At 60.6% G+C, this 25269-nt stretch carries 25 protein-coding genes, 1 tRNA gene and 1 pseudogene; 18 read left to right on the top strand and 9 right to left on the bottom strand.

The window, feature by feature from the left end; all coding sequences use genetic code 11:
* The first annotated feature begins 8 nt into the window (after positions 1-8).
* Complete coding sequence (locus HMPREF2690_RS04105) at positions 9-1067, top strand: ferrochelatase (protein WP_070820257.1); 1059 nt, start codon at positions 9-11, stop codon at positions 1065-1067.
* Here the strand turns inward: HMPREF2690_RS04105 and HMPREF2690_RS04100 are convergent.
* Positions 1064-1819 (bottom strand): hypothetical protein, encoded by a 756-nt coding sequence (locus tag HMPREF2690_RS04100; RefSeq protein ID WP_070820256.1) that lies wholly within the window; start codon positions 1817-1819, stop codon positions 1064-1066. The genes HMPREF2690_RS04105 and HMPREF2690_RS04100 overlap by 4 nt on opposite strands.
* 40 nt (positions 1820-1859) lie before the next feature.
* Between HMPREF2690_RS04100 and HMPREF2690_RS04095 the strand changes: the two genes are divergently transcribed.
* Genes HMPREF2690_RS04095 through HMPREF2690_RS04085 form a run of 3 tightly spaced genes read left to right on the top strand, consistent with a single transcriptional unit; the run spans position 1860 to position 4392 of the window.
* Complete coding sequence (locus tag HMPREF2690_RS04095) at positions 1860-2711, top strand: DUF3097 domain-containing protein (RefSeq protein WP_070423154.1); 852 nt, start codon at positions 1860-1862, stop codon at positions 2709-2711.
* A 10-nt stretch (positions 2712-2721) separates the two neighbouring features.
* Positions 2722-3150 carry an NfeD family protein gene (locus HMPREF2690_RS04090; RefSeq protein WP_070423155.1) on the top strand — a complete coding sequence of 143 codons (429 nt, stop codon included), beginning with the start codon at positions 2722-2724 and terminating at the stop codon, positions 3148-3150.
* The gene (locus HMPREF2690_RS04085; protein WP_083279524.1) at positions 3151-4392 is read left to right on the top strand and encodes an SPFH domain-containing protein; all 1242 of its coding nucleotides are present in this window, start codon (positions 3151-3153) and stop codon (positions 4390-4392) included. It begins immediately after the preceding gene.
* Here HMPREF2690_RS04085 and HMPREF2690_RS04080 read toward each other — a convergent pair.
* The 3 genes from HMPREF2690_RS04080 to HMPREF2690_RS04070 form a co-directional block, all read right to left on the bottom strand.
* Entirely contained in the window at positions 4364-4924 is a 561-nt protein-coding gene (locus HMPREF2690_RS04080) for a MarR family transcriptional regulator (protein ID WP_070423156.1), read from the bottom strand. The genes HMPREF2690_RS04085 and HMPREF2690_RS04080 overlap by 29 nt on opposite strands.
* Before the next feature lie 35 nt (positions 4925-4959).
* The gene (locus HMPREF2690_RS04075; protein WP_070820255.1) at positions 4960-5607 is read right to left on the bottom strand and encodes a TVP38/TMEM64 family protein; all 648 of its coding nucleotides are present in this window, start codon (positions 5605-5607) and stop codon (positions 4960-4962) included.
* Positions 5608-5684: 77 nt separating this feature from the next.
* Positions 5685-5770: transfer RNA gene (locus HMPREF2690_RS04070), tRNA-Leu, on the bottom strand.
* Positions 5771-6001: 231 nt separating this feature from the next.
* Here HMPREF2690_RS04070 and HMPREF2690_RS04065 point away from each other — a divergent pair.
* The 4 genes from HMPREF2690_RS04065 to HMPREF2690_RS04050 are packed head-to-tail and all read left to right on the top strand — an operon-like array spanning position 6002 to position 10169.
* Positions 6002-7441, top strand: coding sequence for an ABC transporter transmembrane domain-containing protein (locus HMPREF2690_RS04065; protein WP_371326011.1), 1440 nt, complete (start codon positions 6002-6004; stop codon positions 7439-7441).
* The gene (locus HMPREF2690_RS04060) at positions 7442-9247 is read left to right on the top strand and encodes an ABC transporter ATP-binding protein (protein ID WP_070820254.1); all 1806 of its coding nucleotides are present in this window, start codon (positions 7442-7444) and stop codon (positions 9245-9247) included. It abuts the gene before it with no gap.
* A gap of 21 nt (positions 9248-9268) precedes the next feature.
* A complete protein-coding gene (locus HMPREF2690_RS04055) occupies positions 9269-9802 on the top strand; it encodes a YbhB/YbcL family Raf kinase inhibitor-like protein (protein ID WP_070423160.1) in 534 nt (177 codons plus the stop codon).
* Between the two features lie 10 nt (positions 9803-9812).
* Positions 9813-10169 (top strand): hypothetical protein, encoded by a 357-nt coding sequence (locus HMPREF2690_RS04050; RefSeq protein WP_070423161.1) that lies wholly within the window; start codon positions 9813-9815, stop codon positions 10167-10169.
* Here HMPREF2690_RS04050 and HMPREF2690_RS04045 read toward each other — a convergent pair.
* Entirely contained in the window at positions 10166-11245 is a 1080-nt protein-coding gene (locus HMPREF2690_RS04045) for a quinone-dependent dihydroorotate dehydrogenase (RefSeq protein ID WP_070820253.1), read from the bottom strand. The genes HMPREF2690_RS04050 and HMPREF2690_RS04045 overlap by 4 nt on opposite strands.
* Positions 11246-11254: 9 nt before the next feature.
* Positions 11255-12292 (bottom strand): WD40 repeat domain-containing protein, encoded by a 1038-nt coding sequence (locus HMPREF2690_RS04040; protein ID WP_070820252.1) that lies wholly within the window; start codon positions 12290-12292, stop codon positions 11255-11257.
* Positions 12293-12364: 72 nt separating this feature from the next.
* Here HMPREF2690_RS04040 and HMPREF2690_RS04035 point away from each other — a divergent pair, with 72 nt between their 5' ends.
* The 7 genes from HMPREF2690_RS04035 (at position 12365) to HMPREF2690_RS04005 (ending at position 20123) form a co-directional block, all read left to right on the top strand.
* A complete protein-coding gene (locus tag HMPREF2690_RS04035) occupies positions 12365-13192 on the top strand; it encodes an undecaprenyl-diphosphate phosphatase (RefSeq protein ID WP_070423249.1) in 828 nt (275 codons plus the stop codon).
* Between the two features lie 10 nt (positions 13193-13202).
* Positions 13203-14417, top strand: coding sequence for a cysteine--1-D-myo-inosityl 2-amino-2-deoxy-alpha-D-glucopyranoside ligase (mshC, locus tag HMPREF2690_RS04030; RefSeq protein WP_070820251.1), 1215 nt, complete (start codon positions 13203-13205; stop codon positions 14415-14417).
* A gap of 24 nt (positions 14418-14441) precedes the next feature.
* A complete protein-coding gene (locus HMPREF2690_RS04025) occupies positions 14442-14837 on the top strand; it encodes a hypothetical protein (protein WP_070451478.1) in 396 nt (131 codons plus the stop codon).
* Positions 14830-15504, top strand: a complete 675-nt coding sequence (locus HMPREF2690_RS04020) for an HAD family hydrolase (RefSeq protein WP_256380947.1) — start codon at positions 14830-14832, stop codon at positions 15502-15504. The genes HMPREF2690_RS04025 and HMPREF2690_RS04020 overlap by 8 nt, the downstream gene beginning before the upstream one ends.
* Positions 15505-15559: 55 nt before the next feature.
* The gene (aspA, locus tag HMPREF2690_RS04015) at positions 15560-16993 is read left to right on the top strand and encodes an aspartate ammonia-lyase (RefSeq protein WP_070820249.1); all 1434 of its coding nucleotides are present in this window, start codon (positions 15560-15562) and stop codon (positions 16991-16993) included.
* A gap of 146 nt (positions 16994-17139) precedes the next feature.
* Positions 17140-18450, top strand: a complete 1311-nt coding sequence (locus HMPREF2690_RS04010; protein WP_070820248.1) for an anaerobic C4-dicarboxylate transporter — start codon at positions 17140-17142, stop codon at positions 18448-18450.
* Positions 18451-18455: 5 nt separating this feature from the next.
* Positions 18456-20123 (top strand): formate--tetrahydrofolate ligase, encoded by a 1668-nt coding sequence (locus HMPREF2690_RS04005; RefSeq protein ID WP_070820247.1) that lies wholly within the window; start codon positions 18456-18458, stop codon positions 20121-20123.
* Here HMPREF2690_RS04005 and HMPREF2690_RS04000 read toward each other — a convergent pair.
* A complete protein-coding gene (locus HMPREF2690_RS04000; RefSeq protein ID WP_070820408.1) occupies positions 20120-20959 on the bottom strand; it encodes a RecB family exonuclease in 840 nt (279 codons plus the stop codon). The two genes, HMPREF2690_RS04005 and HMPREF2690_RS04000, sit on opposite strands and share 4 nt — an antisense overlap.
* Positions 20960-20985: 26 nt before the next feature.
* Here HMPREF2690_RS04000 and HMPREF2690_RS03995 point away from each other — a divergent pair, with 26 nt between their 5' ends.
* The 3 genes from HMPREF2690_RS03995 to arc are packed head-to-tail and all read left to right on the top strand — an operon-like array spanning position 20986 to position 24608.
* Positions 20986-22197: a M18 family aminopeptidase gene (locus HMPREF2690_RS03995; protein WP_070820246.1), complete on the top strand. Its 1212-nt coding sequence runs from the start codon at positions 20986-20988 to the stop codon at positions 22195-22197.
* 15 nt (positions 22198-22212) lie between these two features.
* Positions 22213-23046 carry a tRNA (adenine-N1)-methyltransferase gene (locus tag HMPREF2690_RS03990; RefSeq protein ID WP_070423170.1) on the top strand — a complete coding sequence of 278 codons (834 nt, stop codon included), beginning with the start codon at positions 22213-22215 and terminating at the stop codon, positions 23044-23046.
* Between the two features lie 38 nt (positions 23047-23084).
* Positions 23085-24608: a proteasome ATPase gene (gene arc / locus HMPREF2690_RS03985; protein WP_070615064.1), complete on the top strand. Its 1524-nt coding sequence runs from the start codon at positions 23085-23087 to the stop codon at positions 24606-24608.
* Between the two features lie 3 nt (positions 24609-24611).
* On the opposite strand, the gene HMPREF2690_RS03980 is transcribed toward arc, so the two are convergent.
* Both HMPREF2690_RS03980 and HMPREF2690_RS12145 read right to left on the bottom strand, forming a co-directional pair.
* Entirely contained in the window at positions 24612-24791 is a 180-nt protein-coding gene (locus HMPREF2690_RS03980; RefSeq protein WP_210384752.1) for a type II toxin-antitoxin system Phd/YefM family antitoxin, read from the bottom strand.
* Between the two features lie 8 nt (positions 24792-24799).
* A pseudogene (locus tag HMPREF2690_RS12145) lies at positions 24800-25269 on the bottom strand (PLP-dependent aminotransferase family protein); the annotation flags it as partial.

The raw sequence follows: 25269 nt of genomic DNA, 5'->3' as shown, positions 1-25269 counted from the left end.
TCAAGGCTATGGCTCTCAACGACTACGACGCACTCCTCCTCCTTTCCTTCGGTGGACCCGAAGGAAAGGAGGAGGTTATTCCTTTTCTAGAGAATGTCACCCGTGGCCGCGGGATTCCGCGTGAGCGGCTCGCCAAGGTAGGGGAACACTACTTCCACTTCGGTGGTGTTAGCCCGATCAATGAACAGAACCGAGTGCTGATTGGCAACATCGAAAAGCAGTTGGAGGCTCGGGGGATTGAACTTCCGGTGTACTTCGGCAACCGGAACTGGCACCCCTTTGCGGAAGATTCTGCGAAGCAGCTGGAGGCTGACGGGCATAAGCGCGTGCTGGTTTTCGCGACCTCGGCATGGGGTGGGTACTCGGCCTGCCGACAGTACGACGAAGACATCCAGAGGATCCGCGAAGTGACGCCGCAGCTTGAGTACACCAAGCTTTGGCAGTTTTACGCCCACCCGACGTTCGTGCGGCTTATGGCGAACGTGTTGCGTAGCGCCGTCGATGCAGCGCCGGCTGGTGCAAAAGTACTGTTCACTGCTCACAGTGTTCCGAATGCTGCGGATGATGTCTCAGGTGGCCCGGAGGATGCCAACCTGTACTCACGGCAGGTGCATGAGGCGGCCCGGCTGGTCGCTGCAGAGGCCGGCGTCGAAGAGTACGAGGTTGTCTGGCAGTCTCGCTCCGGCAATCCGGCAACGCCGTGGTTGGAGCCGGATATCGTCGATCGCACCGAGGAACTCCATGATCAAGACAGCACCTTTACGCACTTGATCTGTGTGCCACTCGGCTTCATCACCGACCACATGGAGGTGATCTGGGACCTCGACACCGAGCTGCGACAGGCCTGCGAGGCACGCAACATCACGCTAGATCGCGTTGCGACGGTGGGGCTCGAGCCCGATTTCGCTGGCATGGTCGTCGATATCGCACGAGCTATCACCGATGGTGACAAGCCTGAAACCTTGTCTAACGTTACTGTTCAGGGTTGTACCGTCAACGGCGTACCGTGCAAGCCGCATTGCTGCGAGCCGTTGAAGCACCCGGGCCGACCGGGTAGCGCAAACTAATTCGCTAGATATTCGCGCCGGTAATCGATCACTGCGTCTGCGACCCCCGCCATGCGGGCGGTGCGGACGTGCCGCCACAGTGCAAACAGGTGAGGGTCGAAGGAGTGGTCGTCGAGGCGCTCCGTTACCGTCTCGATCGTCGCGGCAACACGGTCAGCCCTGGCAAAAAGCTTTGCCGCTCGCGCAGTCACCCCAGCCGGCAGCCCAGGGGTGTCGTAGAAGTCCGCGAGCGTGCCGACGGTAAGCCGTGGATTCGGCAATTCCTTCGAGGTGCCACCAGCCGCCTCAATCAAAACGGCGGCTTCATCGGTTGCGCGCGACAGCAGTTGATCTGCCTCACCTGGAGTTAGCCAATCCGGTTCCGGCAGCCGCTCAGTTTCTTCAAACCAACGCCAGCGCACTTCCGCCCCCGAGTAGTCGGGGACAAGGATGTGGCTGATCCCATCTCCCCGGACAACCAACGCACCGGCCTGGGAGAGGGCGTCCATTGCGGGGGATCCAGCTCGGAGGCGCGGTGCCTGTCCTGGTCCCCACAGAATCAAGCGGACAACTGGATCCGGAGACTCAAGGTCGGCGGCGGCGCGGACGTCGCTAAGCAATTGCACCATGGGCGCGTCGCAATAGGTGTGGGTGCCGCCGAGGTCTGTTAACGCGTCGAGGGTGTCGTCCGTGGATTCGACGTTGTACAGCCAGGCGGCAAGCCAGACTGCAGTGTTTTGGAGAGGCGAGTAGACCTGAGCGCGCGTGTGCATCCAGTTGAGTCTAGCTAGGGGGATAGAATACGGAGCCACTATGGGAGATAGCCGGTATAGCGGAGATATTTTTCAGGGCCACGCGCGCAAGAGGAGGCCAACGTATCCAGAGATGCCTGCAGAGCCAGGCATCATCGTGGAGATCGTCGGCAACGACTTTGTCGGCGCAGTGGTTGGATTCGAGCGAACCTACGACGGCGACTTCGTCCGCCTGGAGGACCGCTATGGAACCCAGCGGCTGTTCAAAATGCTGCCGGGGGCATTCATGGTTGAAGGGCAGCGTGTCACCCTCACCCGATATGTTGCACCGCGTAACGACGAACCAAAGCGCTCCAACTCGGGCTCACGCAAGGTTGCTAACGTGCAGGCGAAGGTTGCAATGCCGTCACGCATCTGGGTGGAGGGCATCCACGATGCTGCGATCGTTGAGCAGGTGTGGGGGCACGACCTGCGTGTTGAGGGGGTTGTCGTCGAGTATCTGGAAGGGCTAGACAACCTGCAGATGCGTCTCGACGAGTTCCAGCCTGGACCGGACCGTCGCGTCGGTGTGCTCGCCGATCACCTCATTAGGGGGACTAAGGAGGCTCGGCTCGTCGAAAATGTAGGACCTCATGTGTTGGTGACGGGGCACCCCTACATCGATATCTGGGCTGCGGTGAAACCGAAGAGCGTCGGCATCGCCGCCTGGCCGGAGGTTCCGTACGGCGAAGACTGGAAGACGGGCGTGTGCCGTCGCTTGGGTTGGTCTGATCCAAAGGAAGGCTGGCGCCGCGTTTCATCGTCCGTGCGCACTTTCCGCGACTTGGATTCAACACTTATCGGTGCAGTTGAGAGACTGGTGGACTTCGTCACTAATCCCGAGCTCACGAAGGAAGATCTCACACACATGTAAGATTTGCGCCGTGGGAGCATTGATTTGGTTTATTGTCGCGGCAGGTTTCGCGCTACTCGAGCTTGGCGTGGGCGAATTGACGCTGCTCATGCTCGCTGCGGGTGCGTTGACAACATCGGGGGTCGCCTTATTCGACGTTCCACTTGCAGCTGAAGTCGCGGTGTTTATCGCTTCCTCGTTGCTGTTCTGGTTCTTCCTAAGGCCACGTCTGCGCAAGCGGATGGATAAGCCGCTGGTGCTCGATGAGACGCCACGCGCGCTCGTCGGAAGTCGTGCAGAGGTTGTCGAGGACATCGGCCCCGGGGGTGGGCAAGTGCGTTTCGACGGCAGCCTGTGGTCGGCACGCGCCCTGGATCCGGCAAAAACTATTCCTGCAGGTTCCCACGTGACCGTTTACGATATCGACGGACCCGTAGCCGTCGTTTGGAAGGAGTCCTAAATGGGTGGGTTAGTTACCTTCGCCGTCATACTTATTCTGTTTATCGCGCTGCTTACAGCGTCGATCAAACTGATTCCGCAGGGAGAAGCTGCGGTTATTGAGCGTCTGGGACGCTACACGCGCACGGCGTCCGGTGGGTTGACGTTCCTGGTGCCGTATATCGACCGCATCCGTGCGCGCGTAGACACGCGTGAGCGCGTGGTGTCGTTCCCGCCCCAGGCAGTAATTACCCAGGACAACCTGACCGTGGCGATTGACACGGTGGTGACGTTCCAGATCAACGAGCCTGCGAAGGCCATCTACGGCGTGGACAACTACCTCGTCGGTGTGGAGCAGATTTCGACGGCAACGCTGCGTGACGTCGTTGGTGGCATGACGCTTGAGGAGACGCTGACCTCTCGCGAAACCATTAACCGCCGCCTGCGCGGTGAGCTAGATGCTGCGACCGCAAAGTGGGGCCTGCGCATTAGCCGCGTGGAGCTCAAGGCGATTGATCCGCCACCGTCGATTCAGCAGTCCATGGAGATGCAGATGAAGGCGGACCGCGAAAAGCGCGCGATGATCCTCACCGCTGAAGGTAAGCGCGAGTCCGACATCAAAACCGCTGAGGGTGAAAAGCAGGCTCGCATTCTTTCTGCCGAGGGTGAGAAGCACGCAGCGATTCTCGCCGCTGAGGCTGAGCGCCAGGCGATGATGCTGCGCGCCGAAGGTGAGCGTGCCGCGAAGTACCTCGCTGCGCAGGGTGAGGCGCGTGCGATCCAAAAGGTGAACGCCGCGATTAAGTCCTCTGGAGTGACGCCGGAACTCCTGGCATACCAGTACCTGGACCAGTTGCCGAAGATTGCCAACAACGAGGCGGCCACGATGTGGATGATTCCGTCCCAGTTCGGCGATTCGTTGCAGCAGTTTGCCAAGGCGTTTGCCAACAAGGACGACGACGGAGTGTTCCGCTACGAGGCGGCGCAGGTTGACGAGCGCGATCTTGAGATGGCCGATGAGGGCAATCCGGAGCGTTGGTTCGACACCTCGACCGACCCGGAGCTAGCCAAGGCGCTTGCAGAGGCCCGCGCGGTGGCGAACAAACACGTAGACGATCCAGATCCGACCCAACCTACCGCTGGCACGGCTTCCAGCGACTCGGGGTTGCGAGAGATCAGTGCCCCTGCGAACAAGCCGACCGATTTCGGGTTCAATGACCAGGTGTCGAACCCGCTTAATCAGCCAGATCAGCAGCCCGAGTAATCAGGTTGAGGGCCAGTTGCCAGCCGGCTTGTTCGGCTGGCCATCCCGCTGCCTGGAGCCTCTGGCTGATTGCCTGCTTGGATATGCCGAGCTCGGCTGCTGCTTCATTCTGATTCAGCCCGCGGCGCACGAGCGAGGTCGCTTCTCGTCCCTCGAATGTCCGCTTGTGCAGCACGTGGGCTAGCAGGGCGAATGCGGCAGCGATATCCGCAGCCTCAGTAGTTGCGCCTTGCTTGTCGACGACCACACGCACCTGGCCCGCTTTCACCCCAACCGCCTTTGAGGCAGCTTTCAATGCATCGCTGTTGCTTGCAGCGACCCCTAGGCCGATGGCCCAGTTGCCGTCGGAGAGCAGCGCCATGATCAGGTTTAACGAAGCCTCAGCGTCATCCACCAGGGTGCGGATATCTTCAACACCGAGCACTTCAAACGGGCTGATGCCTGGGAGAGTGCCAAGCGCCTCCGCGGAACGCTCGACGACGGCAGCACGCCCTTTTTCGCGGCCCCTGTATTTCGCATGCACGGCAATCATGGCTGCCAATACTACGCGGGTCTACCCGTGAGCCTTTACTTACGCGCCGGAAGTCGTGCGTCGAGAATCAACCCGCTAAGGCCAATCACTGCCAATACAGCCATCACTGCGATCACCACAGGGTTTGCCTCACCCGTGAGGGTGTCGCCAAAGATAGTGACCAACACGGTTCCTGGAAGTGAACCCGCAAACGTTGCGATGGCAAACGGCAACACCGGAACGCGCGTGAGCGCTGCTGCGTAGTTGAGGACGGAAAATGGAACGGCTGCAATGAGGCGCAGGCTGAAAATCGCGAGCCAGCCGCGTTCTTCGAGGCGCCGGTTGATCTGCTCAACAGCAGGATGTGTCAGCCGCGGTTCTACCCAATCCCGCAGCAGAGTGCGCACGATCAACAGTGAGATAACTGCGCTGACTGTCGTCGCGGTAATCGCGATCAGGATCCCTTGTACCGAACCGAAAAGAATGCCGGCAGAGACGGTCATCACGGTGCGCGGGATAGGGAATTGGGTAATCAAGATATAGAGCAGCCAGAACGCTACTGGGAACCAGGGGCCGAGTGTGTCAGCCCAGGTGCGAAGTGTGGAGAGTGGTGGGACGTCGAGAAACACCCAGCCCGCTATGAACACGACGATAAGCACTGCGAGTACGAGCTTGTTGCGGGCGGAACCCGATATCTTGGGCATACGCACTCCTCGACCATGTCTGTAAATATAAATGTCCCGCTCCGCAGTTCTATTGACTGCTGAGCGGGACTTATCTGTGCCCGGAGGGGGACTTGAACCCCCACGTCCGTTAATAGGACACTAGCACCTCAAGCTAGCGCGTCTGCCATTCCGCCACCCGGGCTAGGGTGTTTGTTCAGCCTCTCGGCTGGGCACCTGCACTACTATAGGGTCGGTTCTTGCAGGTACCAAATCGCCAGCATAACGCGCAGATTCTGCTAAATTTTGCGGGGTGATAGCTCCACCGCGCAGAATGCTGACGTACCGCTGGTTCGTCCCACAAGTTCCGCCTGCTCATGACCCCGCCCGGCTCCACCCGGCGCGATGGGAGGAAGGTAACCGGGTCGTTCGGGACATGGTTTCCGCGTATCCGGGTGTGCTCGCGCTGCATATTCTGAGCTACCTTTTTGGCTCCGGTATCGCAGCGTTCGTGCCGGTGGTGGTCGGCATGATCGTGGACGGTCTCCTTGGCGAAGAAACGTTTAACGCGTGGTGGCTGTTTGCGGTACTGGTGGGCATTTTTGTTTTGTCGTTCATCGGTGAGGCAACCGGCGACGGCCTTGCGGCAGCGTCGGTGGGCCGGGTTACCCACAATGCCCGGTTACACTTATCCTCCGGAGTGCTGCGCGATGGTGCAGGCGCGATGAGCCCGGGTACGGTGCTCAACACGATCGATGCAGACGCAAGCACGGTCGGACGGTACCGCGAACTGCTGTCGTTTCCGCTTATGGCGATCGGTTATGCCGCGGGTGCAGTGGTGGCGATGTGGTCTGTGTCCCCGTGGGTGGCACTTGCCATTCCGGTTAGCGCGATGATCATTGGGCTTTTTGCGGCGTGGACCGCAGGACCAGTGACACGGATCTCGTTGAAGCGTCGCGCTGCGGAAGCGGATGTCGCGGGCTTGGCCACGGATGTCTCTCAAGGCATTCGTGCTGTGAAGGGCCTTGGCGCGGGTGCATCTGTTGCACAACGTTTTGCAGTTGAGACGGCCAACGCCAGGACATTGATCTTGAAGCACCTGAAGGTTGAAGTCGGGCTGGGCTTTGTTCGTCTTGTGGTGGCTTGGCTGTGCAATCTGGCGATCGTGGCACTTGCTGCCTGGTTGACGCTTCGCGGAGAGATCACGCCTGGGCAGATGACATCGGTTGCGCTGCTAGTGCCGCCTGCGCTGAATATGGCGGGATTTGCCTTCGGTGACCTAGCTAGTGGGTGGGGCAGGGCGGTTGCCAGTGGCAAGCGCATCGTGGAGTTGCACCATGCAGCCGAAAAGGTGTCTGAGCCGCAGCCAACCTCCAACGCGATCCCCGGTCCAGGGCTGTGGATCCTCGCTCCGGATGAGCGATCGTTTGCGGTCGTTGAGGCATGGGCGGAGCGTGAGGGGGTGCTGTTCCCACCGCACACCGTCAACGTATTTGAGGGCACGATCGCGGATAACGTGAATCCGCGCGGTGATTTGCCGGCAGTCGTCGTCAAGCAGGCGCTCGCTGCGGCGCATTGCCAGGACATTCTGCGTCGCCTCGGAGGTGTCCGAGAGAACGGTGAATTGCCTGATGCGCCGCTGGGGGAGGCGGGGCTGAATTTGTCGGGCGGGCAGCGGCAACGTGTGGCACTTGCACGCGCACTCGCAGCGGATCCGAACGTGCTCATTTTGGACGACCCAACAACAGGGCTGGACTCTGTCACCCAAGCTGACGTCGTTGCGGCGGTTAAGACGCTACGTGCGGACAAAACAACCATAGTGATCACTGGAAATGCCGCGTGGCGCTCTGCAGGTAACGCATTGGAGGTGCAGTAAATGAAGCGTGAATACGAGCGCGTCGATGCCGTTGCCCCCGCTGGGGTGAAGGAGACCTTCGCGTACCTTGCGGAACTGCCGAACGCTCTGGATCGTCGGTGGTGGGTAATGCTGTTGAGTATCCAGGCTGTGATCGTTGCTGTGAACACGACACAGTCGAACCTGTTTGGGCGCAGCGTTGACCCGTTGATCGGTGGCTCGATACCCGGGCTCGGCTCTGGCAGCAGTGCTTTTATTTGGGCCATCGCATTGGCAATGTTTTGCATGCTGATCGAGCTGTCCCTCCGTGGTCTGGGCAACTATGTGGTGGGCCAGAAGGTCGCCCGTGCGTCGATCGATCTGCGCCGTCGTTGCCTCGACGCTATCTTGCGCGCGCCTGTGCCGCGGGTGATGGAGTTGGGCACCGGCAACGTGATTACGCGCATGACGAAGGACATCGATGATGTGGTGCAAACGATCACCGCGATCGGATCCAGGGTCCTCACCACAGCCTTCGTGTTTCCGATTACCTTTCTCGGGCTTTTGCTTATCGACGTCCGCTTTGCCCTCATCCTCGTCATAGTCGGTATCTGCACGTACCCGTTCGCGCGAGCCGTTGTGCGTGCAATCCCTGCTGCGTCGAACGCAGTGAGTGTGGCGGAGGCTCGTAGAAACGCAGTGCTGCTTGATACGGTACGTGGCCTGCCGACGCTTCGCGCGTTCGGACTAGAACGTTGGGCGCTTGGGCGCATGCGTCGCACCTCCTGGGGTGCGGTGGAGGCGACGATGGATCGTGTGCCCTGGTTCATTCGTCTCATGGGCATCGGACAGTTCGCCTTCGCAGCATGGGTGCTGCTCACTCTTGGTGTGGGTGCCTGGTTGGTGTCTACAGGCGCTGTGACACCTGGGGAGGCCAGCGCTGCTGTGTTCATGGTGATCCGTGCTGAGGTCGTCGTGTTTAATGCGCTGTTTTTCATCGGAGAGCTCCAAAGCGCCGCCACGTCTGTTGGGCGCGCGGTGAGTTTGGCCAAACTGGCGGACGGCCGAGCGGCCACCGTGGTACCTGATGACCTCGATGTGCCTGAAGACGTTGAGATCAACCACGTGTCCTTTGCCTACCCCGGCGGAGCTAACGTTCTTGAGGACCTCTCGGTGACGCTCGCAGCGGGCACGATGACGGCGCTCGTCGGCACGTCTGGCGCGGGCAAATCCACGCTGGCAGCGCTTATCGCAGGCTTAGTGGAGCCGACTTCGGGGAGCATCCGAGTTGGTGGGGTAGATACCTCCCAAGTCAGCGACGTCTGGACTGCGAAGAACGTCACCCTGCTCACCCAGGACGTGCATATCTTCGCGGGCACGCTGCGCGAAGACCTGTCTATGGCTGCTCCGGGAAGTGACGACACTGTTTTGCTCAAGGCGCTCGCCAGTGTCGGGTTGGATCCGAACAGCACGCAGTTTGCCCGACTCTTCCCCAATGGGCTCGACACCGCTGTGGGAGCAGGCGCAGATGACCTCCCACCCGAGGTGGAGCAACAGGTCGCGCTCGCGCGTGTGGCGTTGGCAGGTCCGAAGATCCTCATCCTGGACGAAGCGACAGCAGAGGCGGGCAGTGATGCCACAAACACGCTCGAAGATGCTGCTGCAAGGATTACTGAAGGAACGACGGCGTTGGTTGTCGCGCATCGCCTCGATCAAGCTGCAACCGCTGATCGCATCCTGGTGATGGAAGCAGGACGCATTATCGAAGACGGCACCCATGCCGAGCTGCTTGCTGCCGGTGGGAGATATGCACAACTCTTTGAGGCGTGGAGTGGCGAGGGTCACTGATTTTCAGGTAGGAATGGGTCTATGACTGCTTCCTATGTTTCAGACCGTTTCCCCGGCCCCGACCCGTATGCGCCCCTGGCGGACGTGCCTTCGTTCACGGTGACCTCGGATGACATTGTTGACGGCGAGCGTCTCAACGACACACTTGCCGGCGATAACGCCACCAGCCCGCAGCTTGCCTGGGAAGGTGCGCCTGAGGGGACGAAGACTTACGCAGTGACGTGCTTCGACCCGGACGCACCAACCGCGTCAGGTTTTTGGCACTGGTCCGCGTTCAACATCCCGGCAGATATTACCGAGCTGCCTGCTGGCGCAGGCGCCAAGGAGGACCTGGGCGTCGGCGCGGTTGTGCTCACCGGTGATTCCGGAGTTAAAGGGTTCTACGGTGCAAACCCGCCGGCAGGCCACGGGCCGCACCGCTACCTGTTCGTAGTCCACGCGGTGGACACGGAATTGCCGGCAGATCAGATCGCGAACCCAACGCAGCTCGGGTTCAACCTGAACTTCCACTCGTTGGGCCGGGCAATCATCTGGGGTTGGTACGAGAACCAGTAGTATTCGGCGAATGGTACCTGTGCAGCTTCGCGTCGGCGGCGCCTTTTTAGGTCTTGCCGCCGCACTCGTCCTCTATGCAGTCGTCGGATTTACCCGTGGTGATGAGGGGTTTGTGATCACCCCTCAGGTGCTCACGGTGCTTGTGGCTGTCGCTCTCGTCGGTGCGTTTGCGACCACGAACAAAGAGCAGCAAGGCTCGCGCACGCAGGTTATCGCCCTTTTCATCGCGATCGTCTTGATCGGCCTTGGGGTAATTTTGCCGAACACCGCATTATTCACGACGACGCCGGTGTGGCTTGTCGCTTGGGCTATCGCCGCGGGCTTCTGCGCCGTGATTCTACGGCGCAGCGTGCAACCGAAGGCCTAGAGCGCTTTCCACTCAAGCCCACTGCCCACGGCCTGCTCAATAGAGTTCAGACCGTGGGCCTTAATCTGTGCAGCAATGCCCCGGTGGATATCCCGGATCCAACCCGGGCCGCCGTAGATGAATGGCGTGTAGCCCTGCAACAGATTGGCACCTGAAGTGATGCGTTCCCACGCCTGTTGGGGTGTGGAGATACCGCCAACACTGATGATCGCCAATTGGCCGCCGATGCGGTCGTAGAGGCGCTTGAGCACCTCGAGTGAGCGTGCCGCAACGGGTGCACCAGAGATGCCACCCGCACCCATGGCTGCAACCTCGTCTGCATTGGTGTGCAGCCCGTCGCGGGAGATCGTGGTGTTGGTCGCCACGATGCCGTCGAGTCCAAGTTCGGCAGCGAGGTCTGCAACAGCGTCGATGTCCTCGTCCGAAAGATCTGGCGCGATCTTGACCAGCACCGGGGTGGTGGTCGACTCTTTCACCACGGAAAGGATGGGGCGAAGCTCCTCCACCGCCTGCAGGTCGCGAAGACCCGGCGTGTTCGGGGAGGACACGTTGACCACGAGATAGTCGGCCAGCGGGCCAAGGGCGGTAGCGGTTGCGCGGTAGTCGGCGACAGCGTCTTCGGCGGTCTTGTTCTTGCCGATGTTAATCCCGACGATGTCGTCGGACTTCCTGCTGCGCAGGTTATCTGCGACAACGAGTGCACCCTTGTTGTTGAACCCCATACGGTTCAAAATTGCCTTGTCCGCGGGAAGGCGGAACAGGCGTGGGGCGGGATTACCCGGCTGCGGCTTCGGAGTCACCGTGCCCATCTCTGCGTAGCCGAAGCCAACGGCGCCCCAGGCGTCGATAGCTTCAGCGTTTTTATCAAACCCAGCCGCAAGTCCGAGCGGGGCAGGGAAGTCAACGCCGAACACTGTCTGGCGCAGCACGGGGTCGTGGACGCGTACAACCTTCTCGAGTGCGCGGTTGATGGGACTCGCGGCATCCAGCACACGCAGGCCACCGCTGATGATGCCGTGGATGCGCTCCGGCGGGATGCGGAACATCAGTTGCAGGGCGCGGTCGTAAAGACTCATGTTGGTCTCCTAGTTAATCTGCTCGTCGGGTGCGACGATTTGGATGCCATCGCCGGTGGCGGATGCGAGGACGACGGTGCCGTCGTCAAGCGAAATGATGCTCTGAGCGTTCGCGACAGTGGCGAAACTCTTCTTTTCGATCGGCACACCCTGGGAGATGTCGTATCCGGTTGCGGTGTTTTCAGCCAAGGAACTTACCCATGCAAGGCGTTGCGACGAATCCCACGTGACGTCCCACGGGCCTTCCGGCACAGGTGCGCTCTGCTGGAGACGAATGATGTCGTCGGTGGTGTAGACGTGGATCTGGTTCCCGGTGGAGTCGGCAGCGAGCACAAGCCCGTGCTCGCCTGCGGCAACCTTGCCCACGCCGAGGCCAACACGCAGCGTGCCGCCCTGGCGGGAGCCCTGCCAGTCGATGTCCTGGATGGTGGTGTCGAAGCTGCTGATGCGAACTACCGCGTCATCTTGGCCGTCAAGAGCAACCGCCTGCAGCTGGTCGGTCTCGCGGGCAACATCGATCGTGTCCGACAGTTCCCCGTCCTTAAACACCCACACTTTGCGCTCCGTATCGCTTGCAGCGAGCACTTCACCGCTGGAAACAACAGTCGCCGAAGTCACCGGAAGGTCGGTGCTAATAGTTTGCGCGACTTGGCCGAAGACGTTGACAGCCCCATCACACGCCACTGCGAACGACCCATCGCTGGCAGATACATCCCCGCACGACGCGTCGAGTGGATGCTCTTCAGCCTTGCCGTTGGCAATGTCGTCGATCGACCCAATCAGTAGAGCGTTTTCTGTGCGCACCCCGACAACACCGTTTGTCGTGTCGAGGTCGCGCACAGCCTCAAACTGCACTACACGCCCAGCCGGGTTGTTGCTCGCAGGGGACTGGGCGGGTTCGGCGCTGCCCATGTTGGCTGCGGCGTCGCCACCCGCCTCCTCGATTTTTGCGTTCGGGGTGGCGCCGCATGCTGCCAGCGCGAGCGGTAACGCCGCGCTAAGGCAGAGTGCGGCAGTAAAACGGGAAGCAGTACGTCGAACAATCACGCACGTAAGCCTAGCAATCAGCCTGCTGCGTTCAGTGATCAAGCGCGGTGCGGAGTAGGGTGTGCAGCCATGATGTCGTGGCTACAGGTGATCGTCCTCTCCATCGTGCAGGGCTTGACGGAGTTTCTCCCGGTGTCCTCGTCGGGTCACCTCCGTATCGTCTCAGAGTTGTTTTGGGGGGAGGACGCTGGCGCAAGTTTTACCGCTGTGATCCAGCTCGGTACCGAGCTTGCCGTACTTGTGTACTTTGCCAAGGACATTTGGCGGATTCTCACCGCGTGGTTCGCTGGACTGTTCGACAAGGCCAAGCGAGGGTTTGATTACCGCATGGGCTGGATGGTCATCGCCGGCACGATCCCAGTCGGGTTGGCAGGTGTGTTGCTGAAGGACCTGATTCGCGAAAACTTCCGCAACTTGTGGATCACCGCGACCGTGCTCATTTTGTTCTCTCTGGTGTTCATTCTTGCGGAACGCCGCGGCAAGAAGTCTCGTGGGTTTGAGGAGCTGACTATGAAGGACGCCGTTCTCATGGGCCTGTGGCAGTGCCTAGCGCTGATTCCTGGTGTGTCGCGCTCCGGCGGAACGATCTCGGGTGGTTTGTTCCTCAACCTCGACCGCGAGGTGGCTACCCGGTTTAGCTTCCTTCTGGCTATCCCTGCGGTACTCGCGTCTGGTCTGTTCTCCTTGCCCGATGCGTTCGACCCGCAAGCGGGCCAGGCGGCTTCCGGAATGCAGCTGCTTGTCGGCTCCGGAATTGGCTTTATCGTCGGTTACATCTCCATTGCGTGGTTGCTGAAGTTCGTTTCTAACCACTCGTTTGCCTGGTTCGCTGCCTACCGCATCCCACTCGGTGTCATTGTGATGATTCTGCTTGGCACTGGTGTCATGCAGCCTGTGTAGGGTTGGGCGCATGCAAGCTTGGCCGAACCCAATTGTTCCTAACGTTGCCGGCACTTCGGTGCCGCTGAAGCTCTACGACACCGCTGATCAGCAGGTGAAACCTGTGGATACCACGCCGGATGCGAAGGGCGAAGTGGGGTTGTATGTCTGCGGTATCACTCCATACGACTCGACCCACCTGGGACACGCTGCCACCTATCTCACATTCGACCTTGTGCAGCGTCAGCTGATCGCTAACGGTCACAAGGTGCACTATGTACAGAACATCACCGATGTTGATGACCCTCTGTTCGAGCGAGCCGAGCGTGACGGTGTGGATTGGCGCGAACTCGGCTCAAACCAGATCGATCTGTTCCGCAGTGACATGGAGATTCTCTCCGTCATCCCGCCGCGCGATTACATCGGCGCGATGGAGTCTGTCGATGAGGTCATCGAGATGGTGCAGAAGCTTCTCGACGAAGGCGTGGCCTACACACTCGACCAGGGCGATGTGTATGCCTCGATCGATGCAACCGAGCAGTTTGGCTACGAGTCGAACCTCGACCGAGCAACGATGGAGGAGTACTTCGCTGAACGCGGTGGCGACCCGGAGCGTGAAGGCAAGCGCGACAAGCTTGACGCGCTGATCTGGCGTGGTCACCGTGAGGGCGAGCCAGCCTGGGACTCGCCGTTCGGCCTAGGTCGTCCGGGATGGCACGTAGAGTGCTCCGCGATTGCGACGAACCGCTTAGGAGCAAGTTTCGCGATCCAAGGTGGTGGTTCGGACCTTGCGTTTCCACACCACGAGTTCTCGGCCGCGCACGCAGAGGCCGCGCTGCACGTGGACCGGATGGCCGGCCACTATGTGCACGCGGGCATGATCGCACTTGATGGTGTGAAGATGTCGAAGTCACTAGGTAACCTCGTCTTTGTTCACAAGCTCACCGAGCAAGGCCACGAGGCTTCCGCGATCCGGCTGGCGGTGTTTTCCCAGCACTACCGGGAAGACCGTGATTTCTCCGACGCGATTCTTCACACCGCTGAGGAGCGACTCGACCGGTGGCGTGAGGCCCTGGCGAACGAGGTGTCTGAAGACGAGGCGCTCGGTGTCGTCGATAAGTTGCGCGCTGCGCTGGCAGACGACCTTGACACGCCCACAGCTCTTCGTGTGGTCGATGAAGCACGGGGCGACTACGACGGTGTGATTGCAACAGCACTTGATGGACTGCTTGGTGTGCATCTCTAGGCCTCATCCAGCACAATGGTGGTCATGAGCGCAGCAGCACACACGATTCGTGCCCAGTTCCAGCCTGAGGTCGACGAGTTTATCGATGACCTGACGATGTTCGCCTCAGGCTCCTACCTTTCTGAGGAAGACAAGGAGTTGTGGGACGAGCCATTCGACCCGTCCGTGTTGCCCGAGTTGCGGAAAATGCTTGAGCAGTACCTCGACGAGGTCGACGCACTCGGTTCCCAGCCAGAGGACCAGCAACTGGTGGGGCTAGTTGGCCCGTTCTACGAGCGCTTGGAGGCGTTCAATGTCCGTCATGCGGACGCGGTGCTTGAGCCAGAAGAAAAAGCAGATATTGAGACGCTCGTGATTCGGGTGTGCACCGCGGCGGGCGCGACCGATGAGGCGCTAGAAGCGCTGCCGGAATTTGAGTAGGCAGCGTCCGGCGGCTGTCTTCTGGGATATGGACGGCACGCTGATAGACACAGAGCCGCTCTGGGGACAGGCGACCTACGAGTTAGGGGAGTTGCTTGGTCGGCCGCTGACCCCAGAGGTTCGCGAGCGCACCATTGGCGGGAGTTTCCCGAACACGCTTCGCATTGTGGCGCAGTGGGCGGAGCACACACTGACTGACGGCGACGAACAGCGATATAAAGATTGGATGTTCGGTCGAATGGCTGAACTGTTTTCTGCAGGTATCGAATGCAACCCAGGGATTCTTGAAGTGCTGCAGTCGCTGAAGGAAGACCACAGGCCTATGTTCGTGACGACGAATACAGAACGCGTCCTGGCAGATCCGTGCATTGATGCGATTGGGCGTGCGTTCTTCACCGGCACCATTACTGGCGACGAAGTGATCCACCCGAAACCTGCCCCCGACATGTACCTCGAAGCAGCCCGGCGCGTCGGCGCCGCTCCGCAAGACTGTCTCGTGGTCGAGGACTCGTTCAGTGGCATGTCAGCTGCGGCTGCAGCGGGATGTGCAGTGTTGGGGCTCGCGGATCATGTACCTGCCGGTGTGTATCGGTTTGATCCCCACCTGTTTGTGGGGGCCAGTGCCGACGACGTTTACCGCTGGTTTGCTGCAGCCTGCGGGGCGTAGGTGTCACGCGCACAATCGTCGAGAGGCTTCGCTTTGCTACGTATAGTGGTGTGCCATGAGCACTCGTATTGAAGAAGACCTGCTTGGCAAGGCTGAAGTCCCCGCTGATGTGTACTACGGAGTGCATACGCAGCGAGCAGTAGACAACTTCAAGTTGTCGGCCAGCACCCTGAACGATTTGCCGGAGTTCATCCGTGGCATGGCCCAAGTGAAGAAGGCTACCGCTATTGCGAACCGTCGCCTGCATGTGTTGCCGCGCGAGAAAGCCGAAGCAATTGCGTGGGCCTGCGACCAGATTCTGGAAGAGGGACGCTGCATGGATCAGTTCCCGATCGACCTGTTCCAGGGTGGCGCGGGTACCTCGGCAAACATGAACACGAACGAGGTGGTGGCTAACCTCGCACTGGAATACGTTGGTGCTGAGAAGGGCTCCTACGACATCATCAATCCGAACGATGATGTGAATATGTCCCAGTCCACCAACGATGCGTACCCGACTGGTCTGCGTCTCGGTGTGTACTACGCGGTGCAGGGCTTGCTTGAGGAGCTCGACGAGCTGCAGAAGGCACTGCGCGCGAAAGGCGACGAGTTTTCCGACATCATCAAAATGGGTCGTACTCAGTTGCAGGACGCGGTTCCGATGACGCTGGGTCAGGAATTCACTGCGTTTGGCGCAAACCTCAATGAAGAGCAGCGCACCATCAGCAACGCTGCGACGTCCCTGCTGGAAGTCAACCTTGGCGCAACCGCAATCGGTACGGGAATTAACACTCCGAACGGCTACAAAGATCAGGTTGTCACGGCACTTCGCGAGGTCACCGGCCTGGACATCCAGGCCTCTCCGGATCTGATCGAAGCCACTTCGGATACCGGCGACTACGTCATGATGCACGGCGCTATCAAGCGTGCGGCAATGAAGCTCTCCAAGATGTGTAACGACCTGCGTCTGCTGTCGTCCGGTCCTCGCGCTGGTCTGAACGAGATCAACATTCCGGAGCGCCAGGCTGGTTCCTCGATCATGCCGGCCAAGGTCAACCCGGTTATCCCGGAGGTTGTTAACCAGGTGTGCTTCAAGGTCTTCGGCAACGACGTGACGGTCTCCATGGCTGCTGAGGCAGGTCAGCTCCAGCTCAACGTCATGGAGCCGGTCATTGCTCAGTCCTTGTTTGAGTCGATCCGTCTGCTGGCCAATGCGGCACGTACGCTGCGCGAGAAGTGCGTTGTGGGCATCACTGCGAACAAGGACGTGTGCGAGGCTTACGTGACTAACTCGATCGGCATCGTCACCTATCTCAACCCGGTGATTGGTCACCATAACGGCGACATCATTGGCCGTGAGGCTGCTTCCACCGGTAAGAGCGTCTATGACCTAGTGCTGGAGAAGGGCCTTATTGAGGAAGAGGATTTGAAGCGGTTGCTGAGCAAGGAAAACCTCATGCACCCGGAATTCCGCGGCAAGCTCTACGTTGATGAGGACGACGCTAATTAGGTTTTAAAACCGCATTTCCTTCCGCGTCAGCGGTGAACCGGGGCAGGGTGGTAGCCAATCTCACACCTGCCCCGTTTCCTTTTGGTGTGATCAATACGGGATAATGGCGGAAGTTCTTACTAGCCCGTAATGAAGGAGCGCACACCATGTTGGTTGCCTTGCACACCCTCATTCTTTTTGGGGCAATCGTGTTGGGTGCACGCATTGGCTCGATCGCGATCGGTTTCGCCGGGGGATTGGGGGTGCTGCTTCTCGGCGCAACCGGTATGCCGGTCACCGCAGATGCAATTCCGTTTGATGTCATCGGCATCATCATGTGCGTTATCGCAGCCATCTCTGCAATGCAGCTCGCGGGTGGCATGCAGTATCTCGTGGATCTTGCGGAGCGACTCTTACGCAGGAACCCTAAGCGCATCACTGTGTACGCCCCGGTGGTGACGTGGTTGATGACAGTCTTCGCGGGAACGGGGCATACGGCATTTTCCACGATGCCGGTTATTACAGAGGTAGCTAAGGAAGGAAACGTTCGTCCTTCGCGCCCGCTGTCAGCGGCCGTGATCGCTTCGCAGATGGCGATCGTCGCTTCACCAATCTCTGCAGCAGTTGTGTTCATGGCGTCAGCGCTGGAACCACTTGGGGTGGGGTATCTCCAGATTCTTGCGGTGATGCTTCCTGCGACGTTCCTGGCAATTTTCCCGACGGCGTGGGTTGCCAATCACATGGGCAGTGAGCTTGACGACGACCCCGTGTACCGCAAACGCAAGGCCGCTGGGCTCGTCGCAACGCATCAAGGTCACGATGATTACGTTCCCGCACCAGGTGCGAAGCGTTCGGTCGCTATCTTTCTGGCTGCGATCGTCATTGTGATGGTCTATGCAACGCTGATTTCGGATCAGATTGGCCTGATTGCGGAGCCAACAGTGCCACGTAACGAGGCAATCATGGCCATCATGCTCAGCGCCGCGGTCGTCATCATTATGAGCACCCGCACTGCTGCCGCGGAGATTCTGAACACCCAAGTCTTTCGATCTGGCATGTCCGCATGTGTCTGCGTTCTCGGCGTGGCGTGGCTGGGTACGACGTATATAAACTACTACATCGACGACATCCAAAACATCGCCGGTAACGTGCTGACGTCAAAACCCTGGCTGCTCGCGGTTGTGCTCTTCGTCGCCGCATCACTGTTGTATTCACAAGCCGCTACGGCGAAAGCGCTCATCCCCGCCGCATTGGCGATCGGGGTAAGCCCACTCACCGCACTTGCAGCATTCCCGGCGGTCTCCGCACTATTCGTCCTGCCCACATACCCAACGCTGCTCGCGGCAGTGGAGATGGACGACACGGGCTCGACACGCATTGGCAAGTACGTGTTTGACCACCCATTCCTCGTCCCCGGAGTGGTCTGCATTTTAGTCAGCGTAATCCTGGGATACCTCATCGGTGCAGCGGTAGTGTGAGATGCATGACTGCACAACCGTTGACTGACGTCGAAATCGCTCAAGCACACGAACTCGAACCCATCACCGACATTGCCGCCCGGGCCGGCGTGGATGAGGATGCGCTCATCCCGTACGGCAAGTACATGGCCAAGGTGGACATCAACAAAACCCCGAAGGGCAAGCCGGGCAAGCTCGTCCTGGTGACCGGTGTGTCCCCAACCCCGGCTGGTGAGGGCAAGTCCACCATGCTGATCGGTTTGACCGATGCATTGGCAAAGCTTGGCCACAAGGCGATGGTGGCGCTTCGCGAGCCTTCGCTCGGCCCGGTCATGGGCGTCAAGGGCGGTGCAGCAGGTGGCGGCTACTCCCAGGTCGTTCCGATGGAGCAGATCAACCTGCACTTCACCGGTGACTTCCACGCCATCACCAGCGCCAACAACACCCTGGCTGCGCTGATCGACAACCACATCCATCAGGGCAACGAGCTCAACATCGACCCGCGTCGCGTGACCTGGCAGCGTTGCGTGGACGTGAACGACCGCGTGCTGCGCAACGTCATTACCGGCCTCGGAGGCCCGACCTCGGGCGTTCCGGCGGAGACCGGCTTCACCATCACGGCTGCGTCTGAGATCATGGCGATCCTGGGCCTGGCCACGGACCTGGAGGATCTGAAGCGTCGCCTCGCGGCGATCACCATCGGTCTGACGTACGACGGCAAGCCGGTCACCGCCGGCGAGATCGGCGCACAGGGCGCGATGGCCGCTCTGCTCAAGGACGCCGTGAACCCGAACCTGGTGCAGACGCTCGGCGGCACCCCTGCGTTTATCCACGGCGGTCCGTTTGCCAACATCGCACACGGCTGCAACACGCTCATCGCAACCCGCACGGCACTGGACTACGCCGACATTGTGCTCACCGAGGCTGGCTTCGGCTCTGACCTCGGTGCGGAGAAGTTCTTCGATATCAAGGCCCGCTACGGTGATCTGGATGTCGCAGGTGCGGTGATCGTCGCCACGATCCGCTCGATCAAGCACCACGCTGGCATTGCCAAGGACGACCTCAAGGCCGAGAACGTCGATGCGCTTGCAGAGGGCATCGTGAACCTGGAGCGTCACGTGGAAAACGTGCGCAAGTTCGGTGTCACCCCGGTGGTTGCGCTCAACCGCTTTGTCACCGACACCGAAGCCGAGCTCGATTTCCTGCGTAACTGGGCAGAGTCCAAGGGCATCGCGCTTGCCGACGCCAACGTGTGGGCCGAAGGCGGCGCCGGCGCCACCGAGCTCGCTGAAACCCTGCTGGCGAACCTCACCGAGGGCGAATCGCACCCGCTGTACGACCCGGCTGAGGGCGTGGAGAAGTCCATCGAAACCATCGCCAAGGAGATCTACCGCGCAGGCGAGGTGCAGTACTCCGCTGCAGCTCTGAAGGACCTGAAGACGCTCAAGGACAACGGCTTTGACAACCTGCCGGTCTGCGTGTCCAAGACGCAGTACTCCTTCTCCGACGACCCGACGGAGCTCGGTGCGCCAGAGGGCCACACCCTGCACGTACGCAACCTCATCCCGCGCACCGGCGCAGGCTTCGTCCTCGCGCTGACCGGTGATGTGATGACCATGCCTGGCCTGCCGAAGAAGCCGGCAGCCAACAACATCGACGTCGACGAGAACGGCGTGGTCAGCGGACTGTTCTAGTCCGTTTCCGGTCCCGGCTCCTCCTCTGCGCGGGAGCCAGGCCAACCGGGATACTCGGGTGGTGTGCCGCCAAACACTGGACACAGTGATTGGAAGGCGCACCACCCGCAAAGCTTTGACTGCTGTGGACGGAACGAGCCGGCTTTGCCGTCGGCTTCGATCTTCCACCACAACTCCGCGAGGTCGCGCTCGAAGTACTCCAGCTCCTCGCGTGAAGGGGTGAGGATCATTGAGTCCATCACCTTCAGGTACATCAGTTTCAGCTGGGTCGGCACAACGCCGAAGAGCCGCCAGTACACCAGCGCATAAAACCGCATCTGGAACTGCGCGTCCTGGGAGTAGCGGGGCAGTGGCTTCTTGCCGGTCTTGTAGTCGACAACACGCACCTCGCCGGTCTGCGCGATGTCCACCCGGTCGATGAACCCGCGCACGGGAACCCCGTTGGGCAACGTGAAATCAACCGGCATTTCTTGTGCGTGCGCGTCGAAGCCGAGCGGGTTTTCCATGGTGAAGTAGCCACGTAGGAGCGTGCGGGCATCCACGAGCATCTGGTAGTCGTCTTCGACGGGTACGGCGCAGGTGGGGTCGTCGATACGCATCTGCTCCCACGTCGGCTTGAGCCGCTTCACGGCGGCGGGGTAGGTGCGCTCCTCCCTGGGCCAGGAAAACATCTCCTCCAGGACGGCGTGCACCAGGGTGCCTTTCACCTGCGCTTCCGTGGATGGTTCCGGCAAGCGGTCGATCGCGCGGAAACGGTATTGCAGCGGGCAGCGCTTGTAATCGGACGCGCGGGAGGGGGACAGGGCGAGTGGTCGTGGCGTATTGCTGGGAGTCATGGTGCCCAACATCTTAGAGTGGGGGTATGACACAGCCGTTCATCGATTTCATCAGCCAGAGTCCATCCGCCTATCACGCGGCGGAAAACGTTGCCACGAGCCTCGAGGCAGCAGGGTTTACTCGCCGGGCATTGCTTGACGACGACGCCACCCGCCCCGGCGGCCACCTCATCATCAGCGATGGCGCCGTCATTGCGTGGTGGGTCCCGGAAAACCACACCCCGCGGTTCCGTGTTGTCGGCTCGCACACGGACTCGCCTGGGCTGATGGCCAAGCCCGATCCGGATGTCGTGCGCGAAGGGTTCCGCCAGGTTGCCACCGAGGTCTACGGCGGGCCGATCCTGGCGAGCTGGTTCGATCGCGACCTCACCTTCGCCGGTCGAGTGGTGACCACCGACCGTAAGGAACACCTCGTGAACACGGGTGCGGTTGCGCGCGTTCCCAACCTGGCTATCCACCTCTACCGGGGTGACATGCCGGAGATCGACCGCCAGGTCCACACCCAGCCGATCCTGGGTGTGGACCGTCCGCTGCTCGAGCTAGCGGCGGAGTCGGCGGGCCTTGCTGCAGACGACATCGTGGCGCACGAACTTATCACCGCGGACGCACAGCGGGGCGAGGTCATCGGTGATCTTCTGGCCGCTGGTCGCCTGGATAACCTGACCAGTGTGTGGGCGTCGCTCGAGGCGATGCTCGCAGCCAAGGACAATGCCCAGGACATCCTGGTGCTTGCGGCGTTTAACCACGAGGAGGTGGGCTCTGCATCCACCGCCGGAGCCGGTGGCCCGATGCTAGAGCGCGTCCTGACCAAGGTTGCGGCGGCATTCGGCGATCCGTCTGAAATCATCGCGAACTCCATCCAGGTTTCCGCCGACGCGGCGCACGCGGTGCACCCGAACTATCCGGGCAAGCACGATCCGACGCACCATCCGTTGATCAACAAGGGCCCGGTGCTGAAGATCAACGCCAACCAGCGCTACGCATCCAATGCAGCGACGGAAGCCGAGTGGATCCTGGCGTGCCGCGCTGCCGGCGTGCCGCACCAAACCTTTGTGGGCAATAACACTGTGCCGTGCGGGTCGACGATTGGCCCGATCTCCTCGACACGTCTAGGCCTTCCGACGGTCGATGTGGGTGTGCCGCTTTTGTCCATGCACTCCGCGCGCGAGCTGTGCGGAGTGGACGACATGGATTACTTCGTGCGCGCACTGTCGGCTTTTTACACCGGCGCACAGTAGGGCATACTTACCGGCATGTATTCGGGACCGTTCCAGCCAGGCGACAAGGTGCAGCTCACTGACGCGAAGCGCCGCCACTTCACCATCGAGCTCAAGGAGGGTGGCCAGTTCCACTCCCACAAGGGCATCGTCAGTCACGACGACATCATCGGTGCCGACGAGGGCACGGTGGTCAAGTCCACGCTGGGCTCGGACTACCTCTGCTTCCGCCACCTCCTGGTGGATCACGTCCTGTCCATGCCGCGCGGCGCTGCGGTGATCTACCCGAAGGATGCGGCCCAGATCCTCGTTGAGGGTGACATCTTCATGGGCGCACGCGTGCTGGAGGCGGGTGCCGGCTCCGGCGCGTTGACCATGTCGCTGCTGCGCGCGGTCGGCCCCGAGGGGCACGTGTACTCCTACGAGATTCGCGACGACCACCTGGCGTTTGCCAAAGACAACGTCGCTGAATACTTCGGCGGCGAACCGGAGTGGTGGACGCCTCGCCTCGGCGACTTCGGCGAGGTCACCCCGGAAGACCTCGACGGCCAGGTGGACCGCGTCATCTTGGACATGGTCGAGCCCTGGCACTTCATCGACACCGTGAAGAACGTGCTCATCCCAGGTGGTGTGTTCATGACGTACGTGGCCACCGTGCCACAGCTGATGAACATTATGGAGGCTATCCGCGAGGCGAAGTGCTTCACTGAGCCACGCGCCTGGGAGACCCTGCTGCGTGAGTGGAAGGTCGACGGCCTGGCTACCCGCCCGGAGCACCGCATGAACGCACACACGGCGTTTCTTGTCTGGACCCGCAGGCTCGCCGATGGTGTGACGCCGCCGCGTCCGCAGCGTAAGGCTCGTCGATAAGCACTTGCGTCCTATCGGCGATAGGTAGGCTCGGATCCATGGTTGGACACATTGAAGACGATGCTTTCGGGCCCGAATTGCGCAACCTCAAGCGCGAGAACCAGGATTTGGGGGCGCGCAACAAGCGGCTTGCGGAGTTGCTGAAGTCCAGCCGCGACAAGCTCAATGACCTCTACGTCAAGGTCGAGGAACTCGGCGAACCCGCGTCTACCTACGGCATCTACCTTGCCCCGGGTACTCGCGATGGGGAAGCGGAGGTGCACACGTCCGGTCGGCGGATGCGTCTGAAAATCTCGCCCTTGGTCGAGCCGCAAGCCCTTGTACCAGGCACGCTTGTGCGCCTCGGTGAGGGGACCGTTGTGGTGGAAGCCTGCGGGTTTACCCCAACAGGCCAGATTGCCACGATGGTGGAACGCATCGGCACAGATCGCGCCGTGGTCGCCGACCAGCAAGGCGCGGAGTCGCTGGTCATGCTCGCCGAACCGCTACTCAAGACCACGCGTGCAGGCGATACGGTGCTGGTGAATTCGTCCGCCGGTTACGCGTTTGAGCGCATTGAGAAGACCGAAGTCAACCAACTCTCGCTCGAAGAGATCCCGGATGTGACCTATGAAGACATCGGCGGGCTGTCGTCTCAGATTGAGACGATCCAAGACTCCGTCGAGCTGCCGTTTTCACACCCCGAGCTCTACGCCGCGTACGACCTCACCCCGCCGAAGGGCCTGCTGCTCTATGGTCCTCCGGGTTGCGGTAAGACGCTCATTGCAAAGGCGGTAGCGAACTCGTTGTCGCAGCGCATTGGCGACGGAGGACAGGCGCACTTCATCAACGTCAAAGGCCCCGAGCTGCTGAACAAGTTCGTCGGCGAAACCGAGCGGCGCATCCGCCTGATCTTCGAGCGCGCCCGCGAACTCGCCTCCGAGGGCAACCCCGTCATCGTCTTCTTCGACGAGATGGAATCGATCTTCCGCACCCGCGGTTCCGGTGTCTCCTCAGATATGGAAACCACCGTGGTGCCGCAGTTGCTGACTGAGATCGACGGCGTGGAGGACATCGCGAACGTCATCGTCATCGGCGCGACCAACCGCGAGGAACTCATCGACCCCGCAATCCTGCGCCCGGGTCGCCTCGACATCAAGGTCCGCGTGTCGCGACCGAACAAGGAGGAGTCGAAGGACATCCTCGCGCGCTACCTCACTGACGAGATCCCACTCGCGGCTCCTCGCAAAGAACTTATCGACGCAGCCGCTGCCGCTCTGTTCGCCCCGCGCCCCTTCGTGCGACTCGAACTTGTCGACGGCACCGCCGAGGTACTGCACTACTCCGACTTCGTCTCTGGCGCTTTGATTGCCAACGTGGTGGATCGCGCGAAGAAGCTTGCGATCAAGGACCACCTCTCAGGTGTATCTACCGCGGGTGTCACCGCTGATCACCTGCGCGAAGCAGTACGCGACGAGCAAGACGAAAGTGAAGACATGCCGAACACCGCGAACCCAGACGAGTGGGCGCGTATTACTGGCCGTCACGGCAAGCGCGTCGTCGCTGCAGAAGTTATCGGGTAGTAGTTATTCATTTTCCTCGATGAGTGCATTCTGCACCGATAACCCTTTTTCTAATCGGTCGATTCGCTCTTTGAGTACGCGGGCATTCGCGGGTGATTGAAGTAGAAAAGAGGTCTCGTTCATTGACTCGTATTCCGTGCTCGAGACAAAGTCGGCCCCCTTGCGAGACTCTGAGTAAGTCATGACTTTCATCATATGCGTCCGACAGTTTGGACGACGATCTCAACGGCATGGTCGAAGTCAGACGCGCTCAAGTGAGCAAAGCTCAGCAACAGCCCGTCGCCACCATTTGTCCACAATGCAGATTCATGGCCGGACTCGACGCCTGCCTCGAGCAGGCGTTGTTCAAACTCATCCCGTTCGTTTCGTGTGTCAAAACGCACCGTGAGGTCTGCGCCATCGCCGGGCGCGAGTTCGGCACCGTTGATTAACGGAACCAGTCGCTCGTTGAGTACTTTGCGTCGCTGTGCCAGCCCACGATGCACGGCGCGAGATGAGCGGCGAGCGACGCCGTCGTTAAGCAAGTATGCGATGGCACGCTGGGTGACCGAAGAAACTGGCATGCCGAGGACGCTGCGTACCTCGCGCAGCACTTCTGCGGTTGCTGGTGAGGCGACGACGTAGCCGGCTGCCGTTTCCGTGTAGTTGGTAGGGGCAATCC

The sequence above is a fragment of the Corynebacterium sp. HMSC034E11 genome, assembly GCF_001835905.1.
Taxonomy (GTDB): domain Bacteria; phylum Actinomycetota; class Actinomycetes; order Mycobacteriales; family Mycobacteriaceae; genus Corynebacterium; species Corynebacterium coyleae.
Note: the sequence above shows the minus strand (reverse complement) of the source record. Positions and strands in the feature narration are given on the sequence as shown.

Coding starts and splice junctions, on each gene's coding strand:
- HMPREF2690_RS03980 (WP_210384752.1), bottom strand. CDS start 24,791: ATGACTTACTCAGAGTCTCGCAAGGGGGCCGACTTTGTCTCGAGCACG.
- HMPREF2690_RS04050 (WP_070423161.1), top strand. CDS start 9,813: ATGGTACCTGTGCAGCTTCGCGTCGGCGGCGCCTTTTTAGGTCTTGCC.
- HMPREF2690_RS04055 (WP_070423160.1), top strand. CDS start 9,269: ATGACTGCTTCCTATGTTTCAGACCGTTTCCCCGGCCCCGACCCGTAT.
- HMPREF2690_RS04005 (WP_070820247.1), top strand. CDS start 18,456: ATGACTGCACAACCGTTGACTGACGTCGAAATCGCTCAAGCACACGAA.
- HMPREF2690_RS04085 (WP_083279524.1), top strand. CDS start 3,151: ATGGGTGGGTTAGTTACCTTCGCCGTCATACTTATTCTGTTTATCGCG.
- HMPREF2690_RS04000 (WP_070820408.1), bottom strand. CDS start 20,959: ATGACTCCCAGCAATACGCCACGACCACTCGCCCTGTCCCCCTCCCGC.
- HMPREF2690_RS04025 (WP_070451478.1), top strand. CDS start 14,442: ATGAGCGCAGCAGCACACACGATTCGTGCCCAGTTCCAGCCTGAGGTC.
- HMPREF2690_RS04010 (WP_070820248.1), top strand. CDS start 17,140: ATGTTGGTTGCCTTGCACACCCTCATTCTTTTTGGGGCAATCGTGTTG.
- HMPREF2690_RS04065 (WP_371326011.1), top strand. CDS start 6,002: ATGGTTTCCGCGTATCCGGGTGTGCTCGCGCTGCATATTCTGAGCTAC.
- HMPREF2690_RS04035 (WP_070423249.1), top strand. CDS start 12,365: ATGTCGTGGCTACAGGTGATCGTCCTCTCCATCGTGCAGGGCTTGACG.
- HMPREF2690_RS04100 (WP_070820256.1), bottom strand. CDS start 1,819: ATGCACACGCGCGCTCAGGTCTACTCGCCTCTCCAAAACACTGCAGTC.
- HMPREF2690_RS04080 (WP_070423156.1), bottom strand. CDS start 4,924: ATGATTGCCGTGCATGCGAAATACAGGGGCCGCGAAAAAGGGCGTGCT.
- mshC (WP_070820251.1), top strand. CDS start 13,203: ATGCAAGCTTGGCCGAACCCAATTGTTCCTAACGTTGCCGGCACTTCG.
- arc (WP_070615064.1), top strand. CDS start 23,085: ATGGTTGGACACATTGAAGACGATGCTTTCGGGCCCGAATTGCGCAAC.
- HMPREF2690_RS03990 (WP_070423170.1), top strand. CDS start 22,213: ATGTATTCGGGACCGTTCCAGCCAGGCGACAAGGTGCAGCTCACTGAC.
- HMPREF2690_RS03995 (WP_070820246.1), top strand. CDS start 20,986: ATGACACAGCCGTTCATCGATTTCATCAGCCAGAGTCCATCCGCCTAT.
- HMPREF2690_RS04105 (WP_070820257.1), top strand. CDS start 9: ATGGCTCTCAACGACTACGACGCACTCCTCCTCCTTTCCTTCGGTGGA.
- HMPREF2690_RS04095 (WP_070423154.1), top strand. CDS start 1,860: ATGGGAGATAGCCGGTATAGCGGAGATATTTTTCAGGGCCACGCGCGC.
- HMPREF2690_RS04060 (WP_070820254.1), top strand. CDS start 7,442: ATGAAGCGTGAATACGAGCGCGTCGATGCCGTTGCCCCCGCTGGGGTG.
- HMPREF2690_RS04075 (WP_070820255.1), bottom strand. CDS start 5,607: ATGCCCAAGATATCGGGTTCCGCCCGCAACAAGCTCGTACTCGCAGTG.
- HMPREF2690_RS04045 (WP_070820253.1), bottom strand. CDS start 11,245: ATGAGTCTTTACGACCGCGCCCTGCAACTGATGTTCCGCATCCCGCCG.
- aspA (WP_070820249.1), top strand. CDS start 15,560: ATGAGCACTCGTATTGAAGAAGACCTGCTTGGCAAGGCTGAAGTCCCC.